This is a genomic window from Kangsaoukella pontilimi (assembly GCF_009830125.1).
GTDB classification, from domain to species: Bacteria; Pseudomonadota; Alphaproteobacteria; order Rhodobacterales; family Rhodobacteraceae; genus Kangsaoukella; species Kangsaoukella pontilimi.
Map to the genome: position 1 here is coordinate 1,124,265 of NZ_WUPT01000001.1, position 25,424 is coordinate 1,149,688.

23 protein-coding genes are annotated in these 25,424 nt (G+C 63.9%); 8 read left to right on the forward strand and 15 right to left on the reverse strand.

From position 1 onward, the window contains the following. Positions 1 to 38: 38 nt before the first annotated feature. Both GQ651_RS05595 and GQ651_RS05600 read right to left on the reverse strand, forming a co-directional pair. The gene (locus GQ651_RS05595; RefSeq protein WP_160763197.1) at positions 39 to 779 is read right to left on the reverse strand and encodes a sulfite exporter TauE/SafE family protein; all 741 of its coding nucleotides are present in this window, start codon (positions 777 to 779) and stop codon (positions 39 to 41) included. Next, complete coding sequence (locus tag GQ651_RS05600; protein ID WP_160763198.1) at positions 780 to 2,471, reverse strand: thiamine pyrophosphate-requiring protein; 1,692 nt, start codon at positions 2,469 to 2,471, stop codon at positions 780 to 782. A gap of 109 nt (positions 2,472 to 2,580) precedes the next feature. Here GQ651_RS05600 and GQ651_RS05605 point away from each other — a divergent pair, with 109 nt between their 5' ends. Genes GQ651_RS05605 through GQ651_RS05630 form a run of 6 tightly spaced genes read left to right on the forward strand, consistent with a single transcriptional unit; the run spans position 2,581 to position 10,089 of the window. Continuing rightward, the gene (locus GQ651_RS05605; protein WP_160763199.1) at positions 2,581 to 3,531 is read left to right on the forward strand and encodes a TAXI family TRAP transporter solute-binding subunit; all 951 of its coding nucleotides are present in this window, start codon (positions 2,581 to 2,583) and stop codon (positions 3,529 to 3,531) included. A 3-nt stretch (positions 3,532 to 3,534) separates the two neighbouring features. Continuing rightward, on the forward strand, positions 3,535 to 5,484 hold the full coding sequence (locus GQ651_RS05610) for a TRAP transporter permease (RefSeq protein WP_319637333.1): 1,950 nt from the start codon (positions 3,535 to 3,537) through the stop codon (positions 5,482 to 5,484). Beyond that, complete coding sequence (locus GQ651_RS05615; RefSeq protein ID WP_160763200.1) at positions 5,481 to 6,260, forward strand: IclR family transcriptional regulator; 780 nt, start codon at positions 5,481 to 5,483, stop codon at positions 6,258 to 6,260. The genes GQ651_RS05610 and GQ651_RS05615 overlap by 4 nt, the downstream gene beginning before the upstream one ends. Positions 6,261 to 6,299: 39 nt before the next feature. Continuing rightward, positions 6,300 to 7,745 (forward strand): aldehyde dehydrogenase family protein, encoded by a 1,446-nt coding sequence (locus GQ651_RS05620; RefSeq protein ID WP_160763201.1) that lies wholly within the window; start codon positions 6,300 to 6,302, stop codon positions 7,743 to 7,745. Then, entirely contained in the window at positions 7,745 to 9,313 is a 1,569-nt protein-coding gene (locus GQ651_RS05625) for an FAD-dependent monooxygenase (protein WP_160763202.1), read from the forward strand. Before GQ651_RS05620 ends, GQ651_RS05625 begins: the two co-directional genes overlap by 1 nt. Then, complete coding sequence (locus GQ651_RS05630) at positions 9,310 to 10,089, forward strand: SDR family oxidoreductase (protein WP_160763203.1); 780 nt, start codon at positions 9,310 to 9,312, stop codon at positions 10,087 to 10,089. Before GQ651_RS05625 ends, GQ651_RS05630 begins: the two co-directional genes overlap by 4 nt. A gap of 120 nt (positions 10,090 to 10,209) precedes the next feature. Here GQ651_RS05630 and pcaG read toward each other — a convergent pair whose 3' ends face one another. The 5 genes from pcaG to pobA are packed head-to-tail and all read right to left on the reverse strand — an operon-like array spanning position 10,210 to position 13,894. Then, positions 10,210 to 10,827 carry a protocatechuate 3,4-dioxygenase subunit alpha gene (gene pcaG, locus GQ651_RS05635; RefSeq protein WP_160763204.1) on the reverse strand — a complete coding sequence of 206 codons (618 nt, stop codon included), beginning with the start codon at positions 10,825 to 10,827 and terminating at the stop codon, positions 10,210 to 10,212. A 2-nt stretch (positions 10,828 to 10,829) separates the two neighbouring features. Further along, a complete protein-coding gene (gene pcaH, locus GQ651_RS05640; protein WP_160763205.1) occupies positions 10,830 to 11,567 on the reverse strand; it encodes a protocatechuate 3,4-dioxygenase subunit beta in 738 nt (245 codons plus the stop codon). Continuing rightward, the gene (pcaC, locus tag GQ651_RS05645; protein ID WP_160763206.1) at positions 11,564 to 11,944 is read right to left on the reverse strand and encodes a 4-carboxymuconolactone decarboxylase; all 381 of its coding nucleotides are present in this window, start codon (positions 11,942 to 11,944) and stop codon (positions 11,564 to 11,566) included. The genes pcaH and pcaC overlap by 4 nt, the downstream gene beginning before the upstream one ends. Next, on the reverse strand, positions 11,937 to 12,725 hold the full coding sequence (gene pcaD, locus GQ651_RS05650) for a 3-oxoadipate enol-lactonase (protein WP_160763207.1): 789 nt from the start codon (positions 12,723 to 12,725) through the stop codon (positions 11,937 to 11,939). Before pcaD ends, pcaC begins: the two co-directional genes overlap by 8 nt. Beyond that, positions 12,725 to 13,894, reverse strand: a complete 1,170-nt coding sequence (pobA, locus tag GQ651_RS05655) for a 4-hydroxybenzoate 3-monooxygenase (RefSeq protein WP_160763208.1) — start codon at positions 13,892 to 13,894, stop codon at positions 12,725 to 12,727. Before pobA ends, pcaD begins: the two co-directional genes overlap by 1 nt. 83 nt (positions 13,895 to 13,977) lie before the next feature. Between pobA and pcaQ the strand changes: the two genes are divergently transcribed. Further along, the gene (gene pcaQ / locus GQ651_RS05660) at positions 13,978 to 14,943 is read left to right on the forward strand and encodes a pca operon transcription factor PcaQ (protein WP_160763209.1); all 966 of its coding nucleotides are present in this window, start codon (positions 13,978 to 13,980) and stop codon (positions 14,941 to 14,943) included. Here the strand turns inward: pcaQ and GQ651_RS05665 are convergent. From GQ651_RS05665 to GQ651_RS05675, 3 genes are all read right to left on the reverse strand, one after another. After that, complete coding sequence (locus GQ651_RS05665; RefSeq protein ID WP_160763210.1) at positions 14,910 to 15,974, reverse strand: 3-carboxy-cis,cis-muconate cycloisomerase; 1,065 nt, start codon at positions 15,972 to 15,974, stop codon at positions 14,910 to 14,912. The genes pcaQ and GQ651_RS05665 overlap by 34 nt on opposite strands. Positions 15,975 to 16,049: 75 nt before the next feature. Further along, positions 16,050 to 16,217, reverse strand: coding sequence for a hypothetical protein (locus GQ651_RS05670; protein WP_160763211.1), 168 nt, complete (start codon positions 16,215 to 16,217; stop codon positions 16,050 to 16,052). A 322-nt stretch (positions 16,218 to 16,539) separates the two neighbouring features. Next, positions 16,540 to 17,076: an AAA family ATPase gene (locus tag GQ651_RS05675; protein ID WP_160763212.1), complete on the reverse strand. Its 537-nt coding sequence runs from the start codon at positions 17,074 to 17,076 to the stop codon at positions 16,540 to 16,542. A gap of 335 nt (positions 17,077 to 17,411) precedes the next feature. Between GQ651_RS05675 and GQ651_RS05680 the strand changes: the two genes are divergently transcribed. Beyond that, complete coding sequence (locus GQ651_RS05680) at positions 17,412 to 18,206, forward strand: HpcH/HpaI aldolase family protein (RefSeq protein ID WP_160763213.1); 795 nt, start codon at positions 17,412 to 17,414, stop codon at positions 18,204 to 18,206. An 85-nt stretch (positions 18,207 to 18,291) separates the two neighbouring features. On the opposite strand, the gene GQ651_RS05685 is transcribed toward GQ651_RS05680, so the two are convergent. Genes GQ651_RS05685 through GQ651_RS05705 form a run of 5 tightly spaced genes read right to left on the reverse strand, consistent with a single transcriptional unit; the run spans position 18,292 to position 25,424 of the window. Next, entirely contained in the window at positions 18,292 to 19,803 is a 1,512-nt protein-coding gene (locus GQ651_RS05685; protein WP_227257969.1) for a class I adenylate-forming enzyme family protein, read from the reverse strand. A gap of 14 nt (positions 19,804 to 19,817) precedes the next feature. Beyond that, complete coding sequence (locus tag GQ651_RS05690; protein WP_160763215.1) at positions 19,818 to 20,987, reverse strand: thiolase domain-containing protein; 1,170 nt, start codon at positions 20,985 to 20,987, stop codon at positions 19,818 to 19,820. 8 nt (positions 20,988 to 20,995) lie between these two features. Then, positions 20,996 to 22,555, reverse strand: coding sequence for a hydantoinase B/oxoprolinase family protein (locus tag GQ651_RS05695; protein ID WP_160763216.1), 1,560 nt, complete (start codon positions 22,553 to 22,555; stop codon positions 20,996 to 20,998). Further along, the gene (locus GQ651_RS05700) at positions 22,555 to 24,657 is read right to left on the reverse strand and encodes a hydantoinase/oxoprolinase family protein (RefSeq protein WP_160763217.1); all 2,103 of its coding nucleotides are present in this window, start codon (positions 24,655 to 24,657) and stop codon (positions 22,555 to 22,557) included. The genes GQ651_RS05695 and GQ651_RS05700 overlap by 1 nt, the downstream gene beginning before the upstream one ends. Further along, the gene (locus GQ651_RS05705; RefSeq protein ID WP_160763218.1) at positions 24,654 to 25,424 is read right to left on the reverse strand and encodes an IclR family transcriptional regulator; all 771 of its coding nucleotides are present in this window, start codon (positions 25,422 to 25,424) and stop codon (positions 24,654 to 24,656) included. The genes GQ651_RS05700 and GQ651_RS05705 overlap by 4 nt, the downstream gene beginning before the upstream one ends.

The following is a 25,424-nucleotide window of genomic DNA, read 5'->3' on the forward strand; positions in this document are numbered from 1 at the left end:
TCCCCCTCCCCTTGGATGCGTGTCGAAAACCTATTCTATCACGTCAGGGCCGAATACATCAGCCTCAAGGCAACCACGGTCAGCAGGATCAGGATCAGCTTGTCGAACGTCTCTTTCGACACGCGCCGCGCCGCCCGCTCGCCCAGTGGCATGGCGGCGAAAAGCGGGATCGTCGCCAGAACGGCCAGCCCCGCCCGCTCCCAGGAGAGCACACCGAGGGCGATAAGGGTCGGGATCTGAAACGAGGACATCATGAAGAAAAAGGCCGAGATCGTGCCGATGAACTCGCGCCGCTCCAGCCGCATAGCGTTCAGAAAGGTGACCGACACCGGCGCCGAGATGCCGCCCGCCCCCTGCATGACCCCTGCCAGAAACCCGACCGGACCGGCGACCCTTTCGCCCGGCGCCCTGTCGATCTTCCAGTCGGGCAGTCGAAGGCGGAGGCCGATATAGAAGAACACGATGCACGCAAGTCCGCCCATCAGCACATCGGTGGAGAGCGATGCCAGCAGCACCGATCCCGCAGCGGCCCCGAGCGCCCCACCAATCGCGAAACTACCGACAAAGCGGATATTGCTCCACGCATCGCGATAGGCCCAGGCCTGCCACGTGTTGGACATGAGGTTCAGGACAGAGAAGATGGCGACCGCCTTCGGTACGCCGAAGACGATGGCAAGGATGGGCACGCCGACCACCGGCGCGCCGGCGCCGGTCGCGCCCTTGAGAAAGCCGCCAAGCGCGATCGCAGCCGCGGCAAGGATGATATCGAAAAGCGTCATTCAGAATGTCTCGGTGGCGGCTACGGCAACGTCAAGCAGCACGTGCCGCCGCTCGTCGCGAATGATCCGGACGGCGCGGGCCAGCGCGTCGGGAATGTCGGCCCCATGCTCGATCCGTTCGGCATGGGCGCGCGATGCGCGGGCGACGGCGGTGAAATCAGGCAAAGGCGCGAGAGAGGTCAGCGGCACCTCGTTCCGCTTCATCGCGGCGCCCTCGGGATAGGCGCCCCTGACAGCCCGCCGAACCGCGTTCCAGCCACCGTTGTTCTTGACGACGATCAGGATGGGCAGGTCCAGCGCCTCGGCCACCTGGTGGCAGACGACGGGATTGGCGAACATGTATGAGCCGTCGCCCACCGCCGCGATCACAAGCCGGTCCCGGTCTGCCAGTTGCGCGCCGAGTGCGGCGGGCACGCCCCATCCCAAGCCGCCGGAATGCGGGTTGCCGAAGAACCGGTTCGGTCCCTTGAGCGTCATTGCGCCGGGAAGAAGACCGAGTTCGCTGAAGACGACGGCGTCCTCGTCCATGATGTCGGACAGGCAGGCGCTGAGCCACGCGGGCGACGCCACCTCACCCGGTTCGGGTGGCGTGGCGGCGGCGAGAGCTTTGGCGCGTGTCTCGCTCGCCAAGTCCTCTATCTGCTTCCGACGGTCGGGCGCGGGTTCCGCGCGCGCGGCAAGAGCTCCAAGCACCAACACAGGGTCGGCGGCGATCGTCAGGTCCGAGCGATAGCCCCTGACGGGCATCCGCCCGAAAAGCGGGTCCGGCCCGATATGGACCACCTTCGCACCCGGCGCGGGAGGCGTACCGCGCGCGATCCATGGCACGCCACTGTCAAGCACGATCACAAGATCGGCGCGCTCCATCGGCGGCGGGCCGTAGCCCAGAAGCGCAGGGTCGCCGCCCGCCAGCACGTTCCGGACCACGAAGGGCTCGGACACGGCCAACCCCAGCCGGGCCGCAGCGCGCGAGAGCGCCTCGGACAAGCGCCCGGCAGGGTCCCCGCGCTGACAGACGACCAGTGGAAGTTCGGCCCTGTCGATCCACTCCACCAGAGTGTCGAGATCGGCGCCATGCGGGGCGCCCGCACGGGCCGGAGCCGTTGCAGGCGCAGGCGCATAACCGTCCGGCAAAGCCTCGCACAATGGCTCGCGTGGCAGGCTCAGATAGACAGGACCAGGCGGGTCCGACAAGGCGATGGCAGCGGCGCGTGTCGTGACGCTATCGCCTTGTTCGGGATAGCGAATTTCGTAGTCGAACTTGACCGCATCACGGACGAGCGATGTCTGGTCGAACATCTCCTGCCCGTACTGGATCGGCGTGATCCGCCCACCCACGCGGCCCGTCTCGGTCAGAGGCGTGCGGCCGGAGAGCACCATAACGGGCACGTCGTCCGACGCCGCATTGATCACGCCCATGACCGCGTTCGCCAGCCCGACATTCACATGCACCATCACCGCCTGCATCCGGCCCGTGACCAGCCAATAGCCATGCGCCATGCCCATGGCGGCGGTTTCGTGCGGGACGGTGACAGGGGTCGGGATCGACTCGGCGGGCAGTTTGGCCAGCCCTTCGATCAGCGGCGGAAAGTCCGTCCCTGCATTGGCGAAAAGATAGCTGACCCCGGCCCGCGACAGCGCCAGCAGAAGCGCATCCGCGCCGGTCTCGGGGTTGGCCAAAGGGTCTTTCATCCCGCCTCGTTCAGTTGGCTTGATATTCGGCTTGGCCAGCTTATTGTCAACACTGTCTCAATAGTTGGGATTCTGAAGCCTGACGTCGAGACCATTGGGAGGAGAAAAAATGAACAAGCTATTCACCGCAGGAGCCGTGGCCCTCGGCCTCATGGCCGCCCTGCCCGCCGCGGCACAGAACGTCGGGATCGCCACGTCGAACCCCGGCTCGCTATTCCACAACATCGGCACCGCCGTGGCCAATGCCGCAAACGCGGGCGGCCTGAACACGACGATCCAGCCCGCCACCAGTCCGAACCAGTTTATTCCCTTCATCGACCAGGGCGGGATCGAATTCGGCGTCGCCAACCTGCAAGAGGTCAACTACGCGATCACCGGCGAGGCATGGTGGAACGGGCGTGAGAATCCGAACCTGCGCATCGTCGCCCATCTCCAGCCGCTGGTCGAAGCGATCTTCGTGCGCGCCGATAGCGACATCATGAAGGTCTCGGACCTCAAGGGGCTGCCGATGACCGACGGCTACACCGCCCAGAACACCATCCTGCCGCAGCTTTCGGCCTTCTACGCCACCGCCAACATGACCCGCGACGATGTCGAGCAAGTCTCGGTCGCCTCGGTCGTGGCGGGTGCCGACGCGTTCATGGCGGGGGACACCGTGGGCTTCATCTTCGCCCACGGTGCAGGCAAGGTCCGCGAGGCGGATGCCGCCGTCGGCGGTCTGCGCGCGCTTGGTGTCGAGGACGCAAGCGACGAGTCGCTGGCCCGCGCCCGCGAACACTGGCCCACCGCCTTTTTCATGTCTCTGCCCGAGGGCGCGATGCCCGGCGTTCTGGAAGAGACCACGTATATCGCCTTCCCCCAAGTGATCTTCACCCACGCGAACGCACCCGATGACGCGGTCTATGCGATGGCCAAGGCGATGTACGAGAACGCAGGTGTTATGGGCGAGACCTTCCCGCCGATGCGCGCCTTCCGTCCCGAGAACATGCGGGGTGATCCGGGTATTGCCGAGTTCCATCCCGGCGCGATCCGCTTCTTCGAAGAAGTCGGGCTTCAGTAAGACGTGAGCCAGAGGGCTGACACGACGCGGATGGGCCGTCACGGGGTTTCCGTGGCGGCCCTCAAACCGGTGGCGGACATACTCGCCGCCGGTATCGTTCTGCTGGCGATCGGCTGGGCGCTGTCGCTTCAGCGCCAACTCGGATTGAACCTGTATCCGCAGCAGTTCTTCGCGGGCATCATGTTCTTCACGCTGCCGCTCGCCTTTCTGACCCTGCCCGCCCGGCGGGAGGTTTTGCGGAACCACGTGCCGTGGCACGACATTTTTCTCGCGCTCGTTGCCATGGGCGCCCTCGGCTTCGTGGCCGTGGGTTATCCCGACCTTGTACTGATGATCTTCGCCCGCCCGCCCGAGATCTGGGTGCCGGGTGCTATCATCATTGTCCTTCTGCTCGAGGCGCTCCGTCGCGCGACGGGCTGGGCGCTGGTGCTGATCATCCTCGCCTTCCTTCTCTACGCGCTTTTCGGAGACGTCTTTCCGGGCCGCCTTCAGGGCCGCGCGCAGAACTGGCAGCTTCTGGCGGGCTATATGGCCGTCGACTCGAACGGCATTCTGGGCCTTCCCATCTCGGTCGCGTCGACCGTCGTCATCGCCTTCATCCTGTTCGGCGTACTGCTGGGCATCACCGGCGGCTCGCAGTTCTTTACCGATGCGGCGATGATCGCCATGGGGCGCTTCCGGGGCGGGTCGATGAAGATCGCGGTGCTGGCCTCGGGGCTTTTCGGCTCGATCTCCGGCTCGGCAGTCGCCAACGTCGTCGGCACCGGCGTCGTCACCATCCCGATGATCAAGCGCGACGGCTACCCGGCCCACAAGGCGGCTGCAATCGAGGCCGTATCGTCCACGGGTGGACAACTCATGCCGCCCGTGATGGGCGCCTCCGCCTTCCTTATGGCCGAGTTCCTCGCCATCCCTTATAGCCAGATCGTGCTGGCGGCTCTGGTCCCGGCCTGCCTCTACTACATCGCGCTGTTCATTCAGGCCGACCTTGAGGCCGCGCGCCTTGGCATCCGGCCCGTTCCGAAATCCGAGATCCCCAAAGGCCGCGACGTGATCGTCGGCATCCATTTCGCCGCCGCCTTCGGGGTTCTGATCTACCTTCTTTTCTGGCAACGCTACCAGCCCGAGCGCGCGGCGCTCTGGTCGGTGCTGGCGCTCTGCGCTACGGCGCTTCTGATCGGATACCGGGGCAAGAGGCCGAGCCTCGCGAACCTCTTCTTCAGCATCGCGCGCACGGGGCATTCCGTCGTCGAGATCCTGCTCATCTCGGCGGCGTCGGGCATCGTGATCGGCGTCCTCAACATCACCGGCCTCAGCTTCAACCTGACCTACCTTCTGGTTCAGATCGGCGGCGGCAGCGCGATCCTGCTTCTGGGCCTCTCGGCCATTGTCTGCATCATCCTCGGCATGGGGCTCCCGACGCTGGGGGTCTATGTCCTCCTCGCCGCACTTGTCGCGCCCGCGCTGGTCGAGGTGGGAATCGAGCCCATCGCCGCCCATCTCTACGTTCTCTATTTCGGCATGATGTCGATGATCACGCCGCCCATCGCACTGGCCGCCTTCGCCGCCGCGTCGCTTGCCAAGGCTCCGGCCATGGCGACGGGTTGGGCCGCGATGCGCTTCGGCTGGTCGGCCTATGTGATCCCGATCCTCTTCGCCTTTTCACCGACGCTGATCCTGATCGGCACACCTTCCGACATCGTCTTTGCCGTCATCACGGCGGTCCTTGGTGTGTGGCTCGTGTCTTCAGCACTGGCAGGCTACTTCACACGCCTTCTGAGCCGCGGAAAACGCATCGCCTTCGGCACGGCGGGTCTGATGGCCCTGGTTCCGGCGATGGCCTTCGAGGGTGCGCTGCTGACGGATGTGGTCGGTGTGGTCGCCGGACTGCTTCTGATGATCTCCGAGGTCATCGGCGCGCGCCGGGCCGCATCGAGCGAGGTCGCCCCATGAGCAGCGTTTCCGGCTCGGGCGAGCGCATCCTCGCAATTCTGGACCTCTTTTCCTGCGACCGCCCCCACTGGACGCCGGAAGAGATGATGGCAGAGCTCGGCTATTCGCGCCCGACACTCTATCGCTACCTGAAGACGCTGAAGGACTCGGGCTATCTGACCACCCTGCCCCATGCCGGCTACACGCTGGGTCCCCGCGTCACCGAGCTTGACTACCTGATGACCCGCGCCGATCCCTTGATCGCGCTTGGTACGCCCGTTTTGGAACGTCTGGCGGCGCAGTTTCCCGGTTCGGCCTTTCTGGTGCGCTGGTATGGGAGAAAGCTTCTGTGCGTCGCGTCGGTGGTCTCGGTTGAGACGCCGAAATCCAGCTATCCGCGCGGGCGCCCCATGCCCATCGGCAAGGGTGCCATCAGCCGGGCCATCGCCGCCTTTCTGCCGCCGCGCGACCGGCGCGCCTTGGTCGAGGACTATCTCGAGGCTTTCGCCGGCACCGGAACGGGCGACACCGTCGACGATGTGCTGGAAGCGCTCCGCGACGTACGACGCGACGGCTATTCCACCGCCTGGGGCGAGGTTACGCCCGGCGTCGTCGCCGTTGCGGCCCCCGTCATGGGAAGCGACCCGACACCTCAGGGCGCGATCTGCATGACAAGCGACGAGGCCGATGCTGGTCCGGAAAGGCTTTCCGAGATCCAGGCCATGGTGCTCGATCTTTCGCGCGAGCTTGGCGACAGCCTGGGCCAGCAGGACGGCCTGAGCGGGGCCGTCGCATGACCTGTTCCGAACCGAAACCCGAATGAACCGAGGCGACACATGAACATCGCACCTGCACGACATTTCATCGATGGCGACTGGGTCGCCGAGGGTAGTCAGGAAGACAGCATCAACCCCGCCACTTTCGGCGTGCTTGGGCAATACCATCCGGGCAGCGCCGCCCTGGCCAACGCCGCTGCCGCTGCCGCGCGGAAAGCGTTCTTCGATTCGCCTTGGGCCGCCTCGCCCCGCCTTCGTGCGCAGGCGCTTTTCGAGATCGCGGACCGGCTGGACGCGGCCAAGGACGAAATCGCGGACCTCGTCGTCGCGGAGAACGGCAAGATCCGCGCCGAGGCCATGGGCGAGACCATGGGCGCGATTTCCGAGACGCGCTATTACGCCGGTCTGACCCGCAACATACGCGGCACCATGATGGAAACCGCGCCGGGCAACATGTCCTTCTTCAACCGCGAACCGGCGGGCGTTGCGGGTGTGATCGTCCCGTGGAACGCGCCAGTGACGCTGCTCATGCGCTCGCTCGCCCCGGCCCTCGCCGCGGGTTGCACCACCTTCATCAAGCCCGCCCAGCAGACGCCCCTTGTCCATGCACGGATCATGGAGGCGATTACCTCGGCCCCGTCGCTGCCCAAGGGCGTCGTCAACTCGGTCAACGAGAACGGGATCGAGGTGGGGCAGGCCATGACCGCGTCGCCCGATATCGACGTCATCAGCTTCACCGGGTCGAGCCGTACGGGCGCGGCCATCATGGCCGCCGCCGCGCCGACACTGAAGCGGGTCGGGCTGGAACTGGGCGGCAAGGCGCCTGCCGTGATCTTCGAGGACGCCGATCTGGATCTGGCGGTGAAGGAACTGACCCACGGATCGCTTGCCATGGCCGGTCAGATTTGCGTCGCCGCCGCGCGGTTCCTTGTCCACGAGAGCATCGCGGAAGACTTCGAGGCGCGGATCACAGCGGCGTTCAAGGCCGTTCGCACTGGCCCGGGCAGCGACCCGGCCAGCCAGATGGGCAGCCTGATCGACGACGCGAACCGCCAGCGAATTGAGCGCCTTCTGGAGCAGGCCGCCGATGAGGGCGAGATGATCCTCCGCGGCGAGCGGATCGGTCAGGGTGCGTTCCTGACGCCGTCGCTCTTCCGGATCGACAACCTCGCCTCACCTCTGGTGCAGGAAGAGCTTTTCGGCCCCCTCGTCTCGGTCGAACGTTTCGCAGACGAGGCCGAAGCCGTCCACAAGGCCAACGCGACCCCCTATGGCCTCGCCGCGTCGGTCTTTACCCGCGACGGCGCGCGGTCCATGCGGGCAAGCCGTGCGATCCGGGCGGGCACGGTCTGGATCAACTCGCATCTGAGGCTCTTTGCCGAAGGCGAGACCGGCGGCTACGGCAAATCCGGTCTGGGGCGGCTCCACGGGCCGGAGGGGCTGAACGACTTCCTCGAAACCAAGCATATCTACATGGAGGCGGGCGTGATCCCGCAAACGGCCTGATGCCCGAGACCTATGACGTTCTGATCAACGGCGGCGGCCCGGTGGGCATGGGGCTTGCCATCGAGCTTGGCCAGCGCGGCCACCGGGTTTGCGTGGTCGAGCGCTATCCCGAGCCCCAGCCGATCCCCAAGGGCCAGAACCTGACGCAACGCACGGCCGAGCATTTCCTGTCCTGGGGCTGCGAGGCGGAACTCCGCACCGCGCACCCGATCCCCGAAGGCGGCGGTATCGGCGGCATGACCACCTATGGCACCCTTCTGTCCGACTACCATTACGACTGGCTGAACCGGGCGCATGTGAAGGATTACTATTTCGCCGCCAACGCCCGCCTGCCCCAATACGCGACCGAGCGGGTTCTTCGTGCCCGCGCGGCCGAAATACCGGAAATCGACGTTCTCTACGGCTGGTCCGGTGAGGCGCTGGAGCAGGATACCGACGGCGTGACGCTGACGGTTGGAGAGCGGAAGGGACATGGTACGAAGACGCTTCGGGGCAAGTTCCTTGTCGGCTGCGACGGCAGCCGCTCCTTCACCCGCGAGGCCGCCGGGATCACCGAGACGAAGTCCGAGCATAACCGTCTGATGGCGCTACTTGTCTTCCGCTCGGAAGAGCTGCACGAGCTTCTGAAGCGGTATCCGGGCAAGGCGTTCTACAACGTGCTCCACCCGGATTTCGAAGGGTACTGGCAGTTCTTCGGGCGCGTCGATCACGGGCTGTCGTGGTTCTTCCATGCGCCGGTTCCGCTCGGCACCACCGAGGACAATCACGACTTCCGCGCCATGCTGCACCGCGCCGTGGGCCAGCCCTTCGAGCTGGAGTTCGAGCATATCGGGCTCTGGGACCTGCGCGTGGCGATTGCCGACACCTACCGTATGGACCGTGTCTTCATCGCTGGCGACGCCTGTCACAGCCACCCGCCCTATGGCGGCTACGGCATCAACACGGGCTTCGAGGATGTGCGGAACCTTGGCTGGAAACTGGCCGCGACGCTTGAAGGATGGGGCGGAGACGCGCTTCTCGACAGCTATGACGCCGAGCGCCGGCCGGTCTTCGCCTCGACGGCTCGGGACTTCATCGAGCGGTTCATCGAAGAGGACCGGACCTTCCTCAACACCTACAACCCGGACACCGACCGCGAAGCGTTCGAAGCTGCCTGGCATTCCCGCAATCTGGACGCCGACGAGGTAAACGCGTTTGAGCCGAATTACGAAGGTTCACCCGTCATCGGCGGCGACGGTCACCCGAGTGCCAAGGGCGGCCACAGTTTCGAGGCGCGGATCGGCCACCTGTTGCCACCGCCCGGCAAGGATGCCGGAGCCGGGATGCTCGACCGGATCGGAGATGGCCTGACGCTCTTACTTGCCGAGGGGGTCGATGCGGAGCCGTTCGAGACGGCGGCAGGCTCCATGGCCCTGCCCCTCACTGTCGCCCGCCTGAGCGCCGGGGAATGCGACGCCTATGGAACCGACCGCATTCTTCTGCGCCCTGACCGTTTCGTGGCATGGACCGGTGCGGATGGTTCAGAGAAGGAGGTTCTGAGCCAGGCGATTGGCGGAGCACCGTCATGAGACACGCAGTCATCACAGGTGCCGCCTCGGGCATCGGCGCGGCGGCGGCGCGCGCCTTGCACGAGAGAGGCTACCGGATCACCGCCATCGACCTGAACGATCCCGGCAGCGCGGCAGACCGATGGATCGAGCAGGACCTTGGCGACCCGGACACGCCCCTGCCCGTCATCGACGGCCCGGTGGATGCGCTGATCAACGCCGCCGGCCTGCCACCCCGCGCGGGGCTTGAGCCCAAAATCCTTTCGGTCAATGTGCTGGCGCTGCGCCGTGTGACGCGGGCGGTGCTGCCCCTGATGAGCGAGGGCGGCTCCATCGTAAACGTTGCCTCCAAAGCCGGTGCCAAATGGCGCGAGAACATCGCACAGGTCCGGCACCTTCTGGCCATGCCAGACGACGCCGACCTGACAGCATTTGTCGCGGACGAAAGGATCGACCCGGTTCGCGCCTACGACCTGTCGAAAGAGGCCGTGATCGTCTGGACAAAGGCAGCGACGGGCGACCTGATCGACCGGGGCATCCGCATGAACGCGGTCAGCCCGGCGGCGGTCGCCACGCCCATCCTCGACGACTTCACACGCGCCTTCGGAGAACGCGCGACACGCGGGATCGAGATGACGCGCCGTTCCGGCTCACCGGAAGAGGTGGCCGAGGTGATCGCCTTCCTGACCAGCCCCGCATCGGAATGGGTGCGCGGCTGCAACATCGAGACCGACGGCGGTCTGACGGCGATGCTGGAGACGCGGGATATCATCGGGCCGGATGTCGGCACGCCCTGAATCCTGCGTGGGCAAAGCGAGGGGCCAGCCCCTCGCGCTCCCCGGAGTATTTTCGCCAAGAAGAAGAGAATTTTATTCGAATTCTACGGGCCCGGCTTCCGGGTGCGCTCCGGTGCCTCTTCAGAAGTCGAAAAAGATCGTCTCGTCAGGCCCCTGCAGGTGGATGTCGAAGCGGTAGGCGCCCTCGCCCGTCTTTCTTGCCAGAAGCGTCGGCACACGGCTCTGGTGTTCGATCCGCGTCAGGATGGGGTCCTCGGCATTGGCCTCCGCCTCGTCCTCGAAATACATCCGCGTCTGCAGACCGATATTGATACCCCGTGCGACGATCCAGAGCGTCGCGTGCGGCGCCATCAGCCGGCCGTCGCGGAACGGCACTCGGCCCGGCTTAACGGTCTCGAACACGAACTCGCCCGTTTCGGGATCGCCGGGCGACCGGCCCCAGCCGGTGAAATTCGGGTCCGCCTTGCCGCGTGTCTCGTTGGCCGAAGCATAAAGACCCGCCGCATCCGCCTGCCAGATCTCGATCATCGCGTCGCGAAGGGGCGTTCCCATGCCGTCATGGACGATGCCGGTCACCGTGATTTCCTCGCCTTTCACAGGACCGGTCTTCATCGACCGACCCAGATCAGACCCGCCATAGATCTCGATGCCCGAGAAATTCGGCATACAACCGATATGGACATAAGGACCGGCGGTCTGGCTGGGGCTTTCTTTCAGGTATTCAAGCTTCTGCACCATGATCACAGCCCCTCCCGGCGGTTTTCGAAATAGGTCTGGCGGCGGCCGCGCAGCACGATGTCGAACTTGTAGGCGCGCGCGTCCATCGGCAGCGTCCGGTTCATGTCGAGCGGCGCGGTCAGGTCGTCGATCGCCTGCTGCGACTTGAGGACGCCCACGATCGGGCAAAGCGGGATCAGCGGATCCCCTTCGAAATACATCTGGGTGATGAGCCGTTGCGCGAAACCGTGCCCGAAGACCGAGAAATGGATATGCGCGGGGCGCCATTCGTTGGGACCGTTGGGCCAGGGATAGGGTCCGGGCTGAATCGTGCGGAACTCATAAGAGCCGTCTTCGCCCGTGATCAGCCGTCCGCAGCCGCCGAAATTCGGGTCGAGCGGTGCGATATATCCCTCTTTCTTGTGGCGATAGCGCCCGCCCGCATTGGCCTGCCAGAACTCCAGAAGCGCGCCCGGCACGCCGCGGCCCGTCTCGTCAAGAAGACGGCCGTAGACGATGATCCGGGGACCGATCGCGCTTTCGCCGGGCTTGGCATAATTGTGGATCAGGTCGTTATCGAGCTTGCCGATCAGCCCGTGCCCGAAGACAGGCGAGGTCTCCTCGCTGAGCGTCGTCGGAAAAGAGAGAAGCGCGGCCTGCGGGCTGCGCTTGACGCTGGTCTTGTAACCGGGGGTATAGGCATCCGGCTGCCGGTCCCGATCGCGGGCGATGTAGCCCCTATTCTGTCCGTTCTCGGTCATAGCTCCACTCCCAGTTCCTTGTAGGTGTCCTTGGCCAGTTTGATCGCATGGTTGGCCTTCGGCACGCCAGCATAGACTGCCACGTGCAGGAAGGCCTGCATCACCTCGTCAGGGCTGGCGCCCGTGTTGCGGCTGGCGCGGATATGCATCGGTATCTCTTCGAAGTTCCCGGTCGCCGCAAGAAGCGCCAGCGTCAGAAGCGACCGGTCCCGCCGTGAGATCGTGTCATCGGCCCAGAGCGTGCCCCACGCGCCTTCGGTGATCATCGTCTGAAAGGGACGATCGAAGGCGGTCTTGCCCGCCTCGGCGCGGTCCACATGGGCGTCGCCCAGAACCTGACGCCGGACGCTCATGCCGGTGTCGAAACGGTCAGCCATTCTGGTGCTCCTTCAGAAAGGGATTCAATAGCGCGGCGTAAGCCTCTGGTTTCTCGACGCATGGCAGGTGACCCGTGCCGGGGATAACCTCCATCCGCGCGCCGGGGATCAGGTCGGCGGTCGCGCGCATGACCTCGGGCGGCGTCGCACCGTCCTCGTCCCCCGTAAGCGCGAAAACCGGCAGGTCCAGCGCGCCGATCTCACCGCGGATATCCGCGTCCCTGAGCGCCGCCGAACAGCCCGTATAACCCGCCGCAGGCGTCCGCTCGACCATGGCGCGCCAGAGTGCGACGTCGGGCGCGTGCCGCCCCGCCTTGCTGAACCAGCGGTCGAGAATGGCCTCTGTCAGGGACGCGACGCCCCCCGCCTCGACCGCGTCGATCCTCTGCTGCCACATCTCTGCCGTGCCGAACCGCGACGACGTGTTCGACAGGAAGAGCGCGCGCACAAGATCAGGCCGCCGCAGCGCCAGAGCCTGCCCGATGATACCCCCGATGGAGAGACCGACAAAGATGACCGGCCCACCCGCCACCTTTTCGACCACCGCTTCGGCATCGCTGACCAGCATGTCCAGCGTATAGGGCGCGGGCGTCGCCTCGGTCAGGCCATGGCCCCGGTTGTCGAAGCGGATAAAGCGGAAACCCGCCGGCAGATGCGGCATCAGCGCGTCCCAGAGCCTGAGATCGGTGCCGAGCGAGTTACAGAAGACCACCGGCACGCCATCGGATTGCCCGTCCTCCCGCCAGTGGATCGAAATACCGTTTGCTTCGAGGACGTTCATCAGTACGGCAACCCCACATAGTTTTCCGCCAGCGCCTTTTGCGCGGCCTCGTTCGCACGCAGGAACTCAAGCTCGGCGCGCTGCATCTTCAGATCGAAGGGCGACTGGTCGGGATACTGGTGCGTGACCGACGAAAACCACCACGAGAACCGTTCGGCTTTCCAGACCCGCGCAAGGGCGCGCTCGGAATACCGGTCGATCCCTTCGCTGGAGCCGGTCTCATAGAACTCGCGAAGGCCGTTGTAGAGGTAATGCACATCGGACGCGGCAAGGTTCAGACCCTTGGCACCGGTGGGCGGAACGATATGGGCGGCATCGCCGCACAGGAACAGTCGCCCCCACCGCATCGGCTCGGTCACGAAGGACCTGAGCGGCGCGATAGATTTCTCGATCGACGGTCCCGTGACCAGCTTTGCGGCCTGATCGGCGGGAATGCGGCGCTTGAGTTCCTCCCAAAACGCTTCGTCCGACCAGTTGTCCGGGCTGTCATCGGCGCGGCACTGGATGTAATAGCGGCTGAGGTTCGGATTACGCATCGAGCAGAGCGCAAACCCACGCTCGGAATTGGCGTAGATCAGTTCGTGATTGACGGGCGGCGTCTCGCTCAGGATGCCGAGCCAGCCGAAAGGATAGACCTTCTCGTATTCCGTCCGCACATCCGCCGGGATGGTCTTGCGGCTGACCCCGTGAAATCCGTCGCAACCCGCCACGAAATCGCAGTCTATCCGACGCGCCTCGCCATCGACGGTGTAGGTGACATATGGCGTATCGCCATCGGCACCGTGGATCGCCACGTCCTCGACATTGAACTCGATGACGCCGCCCGCCTCTTCCCGCGCTGCATAAAGGTCCCGCGTCACCTCGGTCTGACCGTAGACGACGACGGGGGTACCGGTATGCTGCGTGAAGTCGATGCGGAACATCTCGTCGCCGTAGGAGATCAGCGTCCCGTCATGGGGCAACCCTTCGCGATGAAGCCGGTCGGCGCAGCCCGCCTCTTCAAGAAGCCCCACCAGCCCCTGTTCGAGAACGCCCGCACGAATTCGGCTGAGGACATAGTCCTTCGTCTTCCGCTCGAGAACGACGCTTTCGATCCCACGGGTGTAGAGAAGTTGAGACAACAAAAGGCCGGACGGCCCGCCGCCGATGATCGCAACCTGTGTTTTCATTGCCGTCCTCCCTCGACACATCTTGTATGATACATCCCGAACAGTGCATTAAAAATGAGAAATCACGCTGGTTACTTGCCAATATGGAAATCAGAAAACTTCGACAGATCAAGATGCGGCACCTGCTGGCCTTTGTGGAGACGGTCCGCGCGGGCAGCCTGAAAGCGGCGGCGGGGCGGATCAACCTGACCCAGCCGGCGATCTCGAAGACGTTGAAAGACCTTGAAGACATACTTGGCGCGCCGCTTCTGCTCAGAGACCGTGGCGGCATCGCGCTGACCCGAGAAGGCTCTGTGTTCCGGCAATTCGCGGAACAGAGCCTTGCCTCCCTCGGTCACGGGCTGTCGAGTATCGAGGCCCTGAACCTTGGCATTTCGGCCCCCCTCCGCCTCGGAGCTCTGCCGAGCGTCGCCGCCGTCTTCCTGCCGGACGCGGTGCAGCGCTTTGCCGAACTGTCGCCATCGACGCCCGTCACAGTGGACGACGGCGGCATCGGGACGCTGATCGACCGTCTGCGCGCCGGGGAACTGGACATTGTCGTCGGACGTATGGGGCGGCCCGAGCGGATGACCGGACTCTCCTTCACGCAGCTTTATTCGGAACAGGTGGTTTTCGTGGTCGCGGCAGATCACCCCTGCGCCAGGGCCACCGATCTGGCCGAACTTGCGGGGCAAAAGCTGCTTTATCCGCCCGAGGACGCGGCGATCAGGCCTCTGGTGGACCGGTTCATGCTGTCCGAGGGGATCACCGGCTGGCCCGACCGGCTGGAAACTGTCTCGGGCGCATTCGGACGCGCGATGACGCTTGGGCCTGCGCGCGCAGTCTGGCTGATCAGTCAGGGTGTCGTCGCAGGCGATATCGCGGCGGGGCGCATGGTAGCGGTGCCGATCGACACGACGGCCATGGCGGGGCCCGTCGGAATCATGGCCCGCTCGGAAGAAGAACCGACACCGCCGGTCCGCCTGTTCCGGCAAGCGCTGTTCGAGACCCTGGACGCCGGCGGGATGCCGCCCGATCAGTCCTCGTCCGCTCCTATCGACGTGACCTGATCCAGAAGCCCGTCCGCCGTGGCCAGCGCGACGCCCGTCGCCTCGAACATGGCGGGCAGCGTCATCCACTCGATCGCCCACGCGGCGCCCGAGCGCTCCTGCTCGTGGACAAGCGCCTGCGCCAGCGTCCCCTGCTGACCCGCAACGACCCGCGCCAGCGCAATCAGCACCTCGGCCCTTACCGGGTTCTGCTTGTGCGGCATGGCAGACGACCCGCCCGCGCCCGACAGTGTCACCTCGTCAACGCCCTGCTGGGCCATCAGCGCCATGTCCTGCCCGATCTTGCCGAGCGCGCCCACGACTTTGGTCAGCCAGTGTCCGACGTCCAGAATGCGGCTGCGATCACTGTGCCAGACATCGGAGACGCTCAGCCCCAGATGAGTGGCAAGCGCGGCGACGACCTCATCGGCCTTGTCGCCATGGGCATCCCGCGTCCCCACAGCGCCGCCTGCCTGAACGACGCCCACTCTTGCCACGAGCATGGGTAAAGCGGTCAGCGCCCCCGAGAGCGGAGCGCGCCAGGCTGCAAGACGATCCGACACCCGGATCGGAAGAGCCGCCTGCATCCGCGTGCGGCCCATAAGCGCCCGCTGGCCGTAGTCATCCGTCAGGCTGTCGATCTGCCCGATGATGTCGGCAAGCTGAACTTCGAACCGCGCAAGGCAGTTAAGAACAGTCAACATCATCGCCGTATCCAGAACATCCTGACTGGTCGCGCCGCTATGGATGGCTTTCGCGGCGTCTTCCTCCAAACCCGCCCGCAACGCGCGCACAAGCGCAGGAACAGGAACGCCGTCACGCTCGCTGCCCGAAGCAAGGTCAGAGGTTTCGGGATCAAAGCGGTCGATGGCCGCGAGCGCCGACTGACCGGCCTCCTCGGACGCGATCCCGCGGTCGATCAGCGCCTGAGTCCAGGCGCGTTCGAACGCAACCATCCGGCGCGTGAAGGCGGGAGCGGAATAGGCCTCGGCCGTCCCGGCATCCTGCAGAAGACTGCCCCAGAGGGGCGTTGACAGAAACGCGTTCACCATGGCCCGACCCTAGCGATTACCGCCGCCGATGCCAGCCCGTTCCGCCACTCGAAAACGGAACGGGCAAGGCTGGTATCAGGCCGATTTGACCAGGAGCCCGGTATCTTCGTCCAGAACGAAGGTGCTCTTGCGGTCATCCGGATCGTAGATGTCGAAGTCGGGTACCAGATCGCCGCTCTCGGCCAGTCCGAAATCGAAGTGCGCGATACCGTAGCCGAAATCAAACGCATGAAATGCGTTCATCCTGAATTATGTTTTCTTCAACAAGAAAATCCTGAAGATCGATCAGCCACAGTCACAAGGTTCCCCAAAAACGCTGAGAGATCGCAGTCGGGTCAATCAGCGCCACGACCACTGCTCAACACAATTCAAATATGCTTTGGAAAAGGGACGGTGATCCGACCGATTGGCTTAGCATTGGTGAGACCCCGAGACGTCTCAGAATAAAGACCGATATGAACTCGGGCTGAACGCCCGCAAGGTCACTCGGCCAACAGGTCAAGGGATCACCGATCCGACGCCGATTTAGGCCAGATCGCCTTTTCGTGCGAATTGGAAGCAGCCTTCAGATCAGGCCACAGGCCGCAAGCAAGAAAGAGGCACGGTCCTCGACCGAAGCTTTGGGGACCGGGATAAGCTTATAGGCGAGGTGCCGCAAAGCCTCCTCGATGCGCCGATGTTCGCGGACTGCTGCGCCAAAGTCGTGGCGCCGCTCGGCATCCTGCGAGAACAGCTCTTCCCACGGAGGAACCACGAAGACAGTGTCGTTATAGGGTCTCTCATCGCCCATTGTCTCCGCAACACTGGGCCCGCCCGCATGAGCAAGGGCCACCGCCGCGTCAAGCAGCCCACGGTCGAAGAACACCACACCATCGTGCCGCTTCGCGTCCTCAAGATCGGCTCTGGCCATCGCGACGGCCCGATGCGCGAAGGCTTCCAAATTCACCCAGGGCAAAGCGCGTCCGTCACCGGTCACTTCCTCGGCAACGATACGACGACCCGGCTCGGGCACGGTGGCGAAGCCGCGCTCTGAAAGATGATGCAGCAGAGTCGACTTTCCTCCGCCCGAGCAACCGGTCAATACGAAAAGGTTATCGGCCATTTGAATTCACCTTCCAAAGATACCGGAGACGGCGTGTCCGCCCAAAAAATGGCTCGTCGATTGTATCCTAACGCGAGAGACGCCAACGCCAAGTCCGGCGAACAGGACCCTCGCATCAAGACGACGCGTGACGCGAAATGGAAAGACTTGGCGTTGCGGTCAGGCACGTTCGCACCGGCCGTCGCCCAGACGGTTTTTCCCCAAGGAGCCGCGCCACTCAGCAGGACCGGCGGCGCGGTGAGCCCTGGAGAAAGGGCTTCTGGAATAACGTGATTGCGCGATTGCCGGCGCTGCGCCCAAATGGGACAAAAGCCGCGACCAATCCGGGGGACCTGATGACCGACGCTCCAAATGACTTTCGCAACAGGTTTCTTGCCCGAGAACGGCTGATCGGCTGCTTCCTGAAGATAGCGAATACGCAGCCTGCCGAAATTCTAGGGACGCTCGGTTACGATTTCGTGGTGGTGGACGAAGAACATGCCCCATTCTCGCGCGAGAGCACCGACCGGATCATTCTGGCCTGCAAAGCCCATGGAATCGCCAGCCTTGTCCGCGTGCAAAGCCCGTCACCCGAAGCCATTCTCAGCGTGCTTGACTGTGGAGCGGACGGAGTTCTCGTTCCGCATGTCGACACCGCCGAAAAGGCCCGCGCGGTAGTGGCTGCGGCGCGATACGCCGGCGGCAAACGAGGCTATTCCCCGACCACCCGGGCGGGCGGTTTCGGCTCTATGACCTTCAAGGACCATATCAGAACCCAGGATGACCGTGTCACAGTCATCGCGATGATCGAGGACGCGGCCGCGCTCGGGCAACTGGACGACATCATGGCGGTCGATGGGCTGGACGGAATATTCATCGGCCGTGCCGACCTCACGGTCGCCCTGGGCGAAAGTGAAGGCACCGCCCCTGCGGTGCTCGAGGCGGTCGATCGGATTGCGGCATCCGCCAGGTCGGCGGGAAAGATTATCTGTGCCATGTCGGGCGGTTCAGCCGACATGGAGGGCATGGCGGCCCTTGGCACAACTGCTTTCATGGTGTCGTCCGACCAGACACTTCTGAAATCCGCGGCTGCGGAGGCACTTGCGGACGCCCGTGCCATCTTGGACCTGCCGGAAAGCCGCGATCAGTGAATGGGCCGCGTCACGCGTATCACCTCGATAGCGATCGGCGGGCCGTTGCTCGATATCGTTGTGCTCTTAAGCTGCAAAGCCCGTTTCAGCGCGCACTCGAAGTCTTTGCCTGACTGTCGATGCCGAGCCTTTCGCGAAGCTCGGTCTTGACCACCTTGCCATAGTTGTTCTTGGGCAGGTCGTCCGTGAACAGGATCGCTTTCGGAACCTTGAACGCGGCGATCTGCGATCGGCAGTGACGGCGAAGCGCTTCGGCGTCCTGAGCCGCATCTTGGGCGGGGACGACGAAGGCCACGACTTCCTCGCCCCATTCAGCGCTCGGCCGGCCCACGACGGCAACTTCCTGCACGCATTCATGCGAAAGTAGCGCCTCCTCGACTTCCCTTGGATAGACGTTTGACCCGCCGGATATGATCACGTCCTTGGACCGATCCCGAAGCGTCAGATAGCCATCGGCGTCCAAACTACCCATGTCGCCCGTCCGCAGCCAACCGTCTGCCAAAGCCTCGGCGGTCGCTTGGGCATTCCGCCAGTACCCCCGCATGACCGGCCTGCCCTTCGCGACAATCTCACCCGTCTCGCCCACCCGGCACGCTGTCCCGTCGGCGCGAATGGTCTTCAACTCGACGCAGGACTGCGCCCGTCCGACCGAGCCAAGTCGGGATGCCCAGTTCGGATGATGTCTGTCAGCTACCTCGTCCCGTGTCAGGACCGTCAGGCACATCGGACATTCGCCCTGACCGTAAATCTGGATAAAACGGTCGCCGAATTGGTTGAATGCCTCAATGGCGTCCGCGACGTACATCGGGCCTCCGCCATAGACGATGGTGCGTATCCCCTCGCCGGAATAATCCAGCTCCCTCGCTTTGCCGACAAGACGCTTGACCATCGTGGGCGCGGCGAACATCGAGAGATTGCCCAGACGCGGTGCCATCTTGCAGATATATTCGGTATCGAAGCCGTCGGTCGGCGGCACGATATGGCGTGCGCCAGCCTTAACGAACATGAAATTGTAGAGACCCGCTCCATGCGACATGGGGGCGGCGTAGAAGGCGGCATCGCCTTCGTGGACCGCGTCGACGTCGATGACGTAGGCCTCGCTCATGGCCGACAGATTGCCGAAGGTCAGATCGACGCCTTTCGGCTTCCCGGTCGTGCCAGAGGTATAGAAGAGCCACGCCGAGTCGTCGGGGCCGGACGGGTGCGGTTCCCTCGCCTCGTCGCCCGTCTCCGGAAAATCGGAAAACACCAGGACCGGGATCTCGGGCGCAAACCCGGACGGGGTATTCCCGTCGACGATGACCAGCTTCGCGCCCGAGTTCGCGAGAATATAGTCGACTTCACGCGGGTGAAGCTTGCAGTTGACCGGCACCGCGATCGCGCCCGCGCACCAGATCCCGTAAAGCGCAATGAGATACTCGGGCGCATTCCTGGCGAAAATGGCGACGCGGTCACCAGGCGCAATTCCATGGTCCTGACACAAAAGGAGGGCCAGGCTCGCGGCCCGGTCGGCAAACTGACGATAGGTGGCGATCACCTGCTCGCCAAGAAGAAGCGACGGGTTGTCCGGCACCCGTTCCGCCGTCTCGAAAAGCATGGCCGCAGCCGTCATCAGGCGTGCACGGGCTCGAGGATCGAGACGTAACTCGCCACCGCGCCACCTCCCATATTGAAGCACATGCCCACATCCGAACGGGGCAACTGCATCGCGCCGGCCCGTCCGGTCAACTGCCGGGCGGCGAGGACATGCATCGAAACGCCTGTCGCCCCGACGGGATGGCCCTTGGCCTTGAGCCCTCCGGACCGGTTGATCGGCAGTCGTCCATCCTGTGCGGTGATACCGTCGCCTACGACGCGCGGTCCCTCGCCCGGCGCCGCAAGCCCCATGGCTTCGACGATCATGAGTTCCGCGATCGTGAAGCAGTCATGCACTTCGGCGAATGAGATATCCGACAGCGCAAGCCCCGCACTTTCGTAGGCCGCGCGAAACGCCCTTGCAGGTCCTTCCATGCGGCTCTGCGGTTTCGCCGAAAGGGGCAGCAGGTCATTGACCTGTGTCGCCGCGCGGAACGCGACGGCGCGTTCGAAATCACCTGCGCGATCTTCGTGCGCCAGAACGATCGCGGCAGCCCCGTCCGAGATCAGCGAACAGTCCGTCACGCGCAGAGGTTCGGCGATCATCGGGTTCTTGTTGGACGGCTCAAGGCAGAAGTCGAGCGAAAGCTCGCGCTGCATTTGCGCAAGAGGATTGTCGAGCGCGTTGTGGTGGTTCTTGACCGCGATTTCCGCCATCGCGCGTGACGGGTCCGTATACTCGGCACGATAGGCGCGGGCGAACCTTGCGAAAATCTCGGGAAAGGAAACGCCAGCTTCCTCTTTCTGATAGCTGGCCCCGGCAAGCGCATCGGTAACCTCTGCGGTCGACAGGTGCGTCATCTTCTCGGCTCCGACCACCAGCGCGGTCTTTATACGGCCCGCGGCGATGGCATCCAGGGCGCCGAAGATCGCCGCCGACCCCGAAGCGCAGGCGTTTTCCAGACGCACGGCCGGCTTGAAGCGAAGATCGGGGTGGATCGCCAGCGCCATGGACGAACAGAAGCCATCCGCGACCATGCCCGAGTTGAAGTGGCCGAGAAAGACGGCGTCGATCTCACTCGGCGCGAGGCCCGCGTCCTCGATTGCCTCGCGCGATACAGCTTGAATCAGATCCTCAAGGCTGTGCTCCTCGAGCCGCCCGAACTTCGAATGGCCGCAGCCCACAATAAGTGCCGGATGTCGCATCTCGTGTGTCACTCCCCCGCCACTGGTGCGCCGTAGCCGCCGCCACCGGGTGTAATCATGAAGACCTCGTCGTCGGGCGCCATCTCGCGCTTGCGCGTATCGACGACGTCCTCGCCATTGATGCGGAACACGCCATGCGCGCCGTCGCAGCCGCCCATAAGCCCTTCGGGCGCCGTGGAAAGGCGGCTCGGTATCGTGTTGAGAAGCCACGGCCTTGTGGTTCTCATCCGGTAACCGATCCTCTGGCCGTCGCCGCCCGGATACTTTCCGGCGCCCCCCGTCCCGCGTTCGAGTTCCTTGCAGGTGAACGCGATCGGATAGGACGCTTCGAGCACCTCGACCGGCACGGCGGAGACACCCGTAGGATAGCACACTGCCGAGATGCCGGGTTTTTCTGCCCGCGCGCCCATACCACCGGAGTAATTGAACATCGAGCTCGTGAATGGCCGTCCGTTTTCGTCGCGGCCCTGAACCTGTACCGTCCAGACCGCGCCCGAGCCTTCGGCGAGAACGCGCTCGGGCACGACATGAGCGAGAGCCTTCAGGATAGGAAACGGAACGTACATCCCCACGACGTGCCGCGCGTTTACAGGCGACGGGTACTTCGCGTTCACGATGCTTTCGTCGGGAAGCCTGAGCTTGATCGGAGCAAGACTGCCGGCGTTGTTCGGCAGGTCGGGGTTCAGCGTCGAGCGGACCGCGAACGTCGCGTAGGCGTGGGTATATGCAGGAACCACGTTGATGCCCATGCCGCTGGGGCCCGAGGACCCTTCGAAATCGATCGTTATCTCCCCTTGCTGAGCGTCGATCGTGACAGCCGTCTTCAGCTCGATCACGTCGCCGCCGGGAACATCGAAACGCGACGATCCGTGATACGTTCCAGGCGCAAGTTTGCGGATCGCATCCCGCGTTGCAGTCTCGGAACGGTTGATGATCTCGTCGGACAATTCTTCGATGTCATCGAGCCCATAGCGATCGCACAGGGCATTCAGCCGTTCGGATGCGATCATGCCGCTCGACACCTGCGCACCGAGATCGCCCATCAGCGCGTCCGGCGTGCGGACGTTCCGCTTGATGATGTCGAACAGGGTGCGATTGGGCTTTCCCCGCTCGTAGAGCTTCATCACGGGAATCCAAAGGCCCTCTTCATGGATGTCGCGCGCGCCCGATCCGATGCCATAGCCGCCGATGTCGGAATGGTGAATGGTCGATCCGGCGTAGCCTATGATCGCGCCGTTTCGAAAGATCGGCGACAGGACGGTGATGTCGAAAAAATGCCCCGCCGACATCCAGGGGTCATTCGTGATCAGGACATCACCCGGGGCGATGTCGTTTTCGTCGACTTCGTCCAGCAGATTGCGCGCGGCTGCCGCAAGCGAGTTGATATGACCGGGCGTTCCCGTCACCGCCTGCGCAACCATGCGCGCGCGCTTGTCGAACAGGCCATTCGCAAGGTCTCCGGCCTCCCGCACGATGGGGCTGAATGCGATGCGCTGAAGCGCGCGCGCCTGTTCGCTGACGATTCCGATAACGTTTGACCAGAGTATCTGAAGTTCGACGCCGTCCATCATGCGACCCTTTCGAAGACTTGTGGTTTTCTTGCCGCAACGCGGTCGGCTACCAGACTGCCGCTTGGATGCAGCTTGAGCGACCAGCCCTCGAGGATGAAGATCGTCGTCTCCCGCTCCTCAATGATCGCCGGCCCGTCGATACGGTCGCCGTGTTTGAGCGCCAGGCGCTGAAACACCGGAACATCGCGAGCTGTGCCCCCGACATGTACCGTCCGCGATCCCGTGTCAGGCAACGCGCCCTTCGCGACCTGCGCGGCACTGGCGCGGTCCGGATGACGTCCATACGCGGTAACAAGCCAGTTCACGACCTCGATCAGCATACCATCCAGCTTCAGCCCGTACTGTTTCTCGTATTCCGCCTGGAAAAGCCGTTCGATGGCTGCGGTGTCTCGCGTTTCCCTCGGATCTCCGTCGAGTTCGATCCGCACTTCGGACTGCTGGCCCGTGTAGCGAAGTTCGACCCCGAAGCGGTATTGGCACTCATCCTCAGGAATGCCTGCGTCGACCAGGGCCGCGCCGCCCTCTTCCACCATGGCGCCAAGCGTCTCGTCGACACGTGACCAGTCGACGCTGTCGAGTTGAGAGACGAGACTGCGAACCAGATCGACTTGTGTAGGCGTGACCAGCGTTCCAAAGGCCGAGAGCACGCTGGCAAGCGGCGGATATATAACCTGCTCGCTTTCGGTCAGTTCGGCGACCATGCAGGCATGAACCGGCCCGGCACCTCCGAAAGCAAGAAGCGGCAAGCCCCTGTAGTCGATGCCACGATCGGTTGCATGCGTCCGCGTCGCGGCGGCCATCTGCTCGCAGACGACCTCGAAGACACCCCACGCGGCTGCCTCCCGGCTCAGACCAAGCGTTTTTCCAAGATCGTCGAAGGCCGCTTGCGCCCCTTCCAGATCAAGCTCCATGTCTCCGCCGAGGAACCGGTCCGCATCAAGTATACCGAGCACGAGGTCGGCGTCGGTGACACAGGGGTTTTCGCCGCCCCGCCCGTAGCAGACCGGGCCCGGCATCGAACCCGAGCTTTCCGGCCCGATCTTGAGCAGTCCAAGGGCGTCCACCGAGGCGATGGAGCCACCGCCGGCGCCGATTTCAATCATGTCGATGGACGGTACCGTGATCGGCATTCCAGATCCGGGCTTGAACCGGTACCGCCTGTCGACTTCGAAGGTTCCTGCAACAAGCGGCTCGTGGTTCTGCACGAGACAGGCCTTCGCCGTCGTTCCGCCCATGTCGAAAGAGATGAGATCCGGGATATCGAAAAGCCGGCTGAAGTAGCAGGCGACGAGAGCGCCCGCTGCCGGTCCGCTCTCGATCATGCGAACCGGCATGTCGCCCGCCCTCTTCGCGCCCAGCACACCGCCGTTCGAAAGCATGATGAGAGGCTGCTGATCGAACCCGCGCGCTTCGAGTTCGTCGATCAGGGACAACAGGTATGGCCGCGTGATCGGAATCGTGTAGGCGTTGATGGCGGTCGTGGATGCCCGGAAATACTCGCGCATCTGTGGCGAGATGACCGATGACAGGGAAACATAGATCTCGGGCGCCTCCTCTGCGAAGATCTCGCGCACCCGCTCCTCGTTCGCTCCGTTCCGATAGGCATTGAGGAAACAGACCGCGACCGAAACAATACCCTGGTCGCGGCACTTCTGGATGATGTCGACGATCTGGGCACGGTCGACCTCCTTGCCGATCGCTCCGTCGGCATAGCATCTCTCTGCAACCGCGAACGTGCGTTCAGACGGAATAAGAGGCTCCGCGAACTCGATCTGAGGATCGTACATCTCGTAGCGATGTTCCTCGCGGATATAGAGCACATCGCGAAACCCCTCGGTGACCAAGAGAGCGACCGGCGGGCCTTTGCGTTCGATCAGGGCGTTCGTGACGACGGTGGTCGCATGGACAACGACGTCGTTCACGTCCGACGGCTGGATGTCGGCTTGCGAGAGCACAAGATCCACGCCACGAAAGAAGCCCTCGATCAGATTGTTGTGTGTCGTAAGGGTCTTATCGACAAAGCTTCGTCCGTCCGATGCCAAGAGCACTGCATCCGTGAACGTCCCGCCGATGTCGATGGCGAGCGAATATTTCGTCATATGACGTCTCCTCTCGTGTAACCCAAATTCTCTGAAATTCGTCTCGCGGCCGTCACGACCGCCTTGATCTGCTTCTGTGACGGCGGCTCGCTGATATCCTGGACGGATGCAGCGATTGTGAGCGTCGCGACCAGCCGGGCACGCGCATCGAAAATCGGCGCCGACAAGGCGTTCACACCCCGCAGCGTCTCTTCCGGCGCGGTGGCCCAGCCCTGCTTCGCGACCTCGGCCACCTGCGCTTCCAGTGTCGCCAGATCGGTGATCGTGCGATCCGTGAATGCCTGGAGCTTCGCGGCACGGACCTGATCCCAGTTCTCGGGGTCTCCGAATGCGAGCGCGAGTTTGCCTTGAGCCGACGCGTGGAAGGACAAGAGCGAACCGGGGCGCGTGACGATCTGAACAGGGGAATCCACGCGCACGATCTCGGCAACGCGCATGCCCTGTGCTTCGAGAAGCGAGAACGTCACGGTGCACTCCGTCTCGGTCCGGAGCCGTGCCATCTGCGGCCGGGCGAGCGCCGTCAATTCGGTGCTTTCCGCGACCGCCTGACCCAGGTGGAAAAGCTTGAGCGTCAGCTTGTAGCGCTCGGTCTCCGGGTCCTGCTGCGCGTAGCCGATCGAAACCAGCGTCTGCAGGTACCGGTAGACCCGCGCCCGCGGCATATCCAGCATCCTGGCAAGTTCTGTGATCCGCGCGCTTTCGCCGATCGATGCCATTGCCTCGATGATCTGGAACGTCGCGAGCGTGGACTGATTTGAATTCGCCAA

Excerpts from the sequence above, each read along its gene's own strand:
- GQ651_RS05670 (WP_160763211.1), bottom strand. The coding sequence starts at position 16,217 with ATGAACGCATTTCATGCGTTTGATTTCGGCTACGGTATCGCGCACTTC.
- GQ651_RS05595 (WP_160763197.1), bottom strand. The coding sequence starts at position 779 with ATGACGCTTTTCGATATCATCCTTGCCGCGGCTGCGATCGCGCTTGGC.
- pobA (WP_160763208.1), bottom strand. The coding sequence starts at position 13,894 with ATGAAAACACAGGTTGCGATCATCGGCGGCGGGCCGTCCGGCCTTTTG.
- GQ651_RS05625 (WP_160763202.1), top strand. The coding sequence starts at position 7,745 with ATGCCCGAGACCTATGACGTTCTGATCAACGGCGGCGGCCCGGTGGGC.
- GQ651_RS05675 (WP_160763212.1), bottom strand. The coding sequence starts at position 17,076 with ATGGCCGATAACCTTTTCGTATTGACCGGTTGCTCGGGCGGAGGAAAG.
- GQ651_RS05690 (WP_160763215.1), bottom strand. The coding sequence starts at position 20,987 with ATGCGACATCCGGCACTTATTGTGGGCTGCGGCCATTCGAAGTTCGGG.
- pcaG (WP_160763204.1), bottom strand. The coding sequence starts at position 10,827 with ATGGTGCAGAAGCTTGAATACCTGAAAGAAAGCCCCAGCCAGACCGCC.
- GQ651_RS05615 (WP_160763200.1), top strand. The coding sequence starts at position 5,481 with ATGAGCAGCGTTTCCGGCTCGGGCGAGCGCATCCTCGCAATTCTGGAC.
- GQ651_RS05630 (WP_160763203.1), top strand. The coding sequence starts at position 9,310 with ATGAGACACGCAGTCATCACAGGTGCCGCCTCGGGCATCGGCGCGGCG.
- GQ651_RS05695 (WP_160763216.1), bottom strand. The coding sequence starts at position 22,555 with ATGGACGGCGTCGAACTTCAGATACTCTGGTCAAACGTTATCGGAATC.
- pcaC (WP_160763206.1), bottom strand. The coding sequence starts at position 11,944 with ATGGCTGACCGTTTCGACACCGGCATGAGCGTCCGGCGTCAGGTTCTG.
- GQ651_RS05685 (WP_227257969.1), bottom strand. The coding sequence starts at position 19,803 with ATGCTTTTCGAGACGGCGGAACGGGTGCCGGACAACCCGTCGCTTCTT.
- pcaQ (WP_160763209.1), top strand. The coding sequence starts at position 13,978 with ATGGAAATCAGAAAACTTCGACAGATCAAGATGCGGCACCTGCTGGCC.
- pcaH (WP_160763205.1), bottom strand. The coding sequence starts at position 11,567 with ATGACCGAGAACGGACAGAATAGGGGCTACATCGCCCGCGATCGGGAC.
- GQ651_RS05680 (WP_160763213.1), top strand. The coding sequence starts at position 17,412 with ATGACCGACGCTCCAAATGACTTTCGCAACAGGTTTCTTGCCCGAGAA.
- GQ651_RS05700 (WP_160763217.1), bottom strand. The coding sequence starts at position 24,657 with ATGACGAAATATTCGCTCGCCATCGACATCGGCGGGACGTTCACGGAT.
- GQ651_RS05605 (WP_160763199.1), top strand. The coding sequence starts at position 2,581 with ATGAACAAGCTATTCACCGCAGGAGCCGTGGCCCTCGGCCTCATGGCC.
- pcaD (WP_160763207.1), bottom strand. The coding sequence starts at position 12,725 with ATGAACGTCCTCGAAGCAAACGGTATTTCGATCCACTGGCGGGAGGAC.
- GQ651_RS05665 (WP_160763210.1), bottom strand. The coding sequence starts at position 15,974 with ATGGTGAACGCGTTTCTGTCAACGCCCCTCTGGGGCAGTCTTCTGCAG.
- GQ651_RS05620 (WP_160763201.1), top strand. The coding sequence starts at position 6,300 with ATGAACATCGCACCTGCACGACATTTCATCGATGGCGACTGGGTCGCC.
- GQ651_RS05600 (WP_160763198.1), bottom strand. The coding sequence starts at position 2,471 with ATGAAAGACCCTTTGGCCAACCCCGAGACCGGCGCGGATGCGCTTCTG.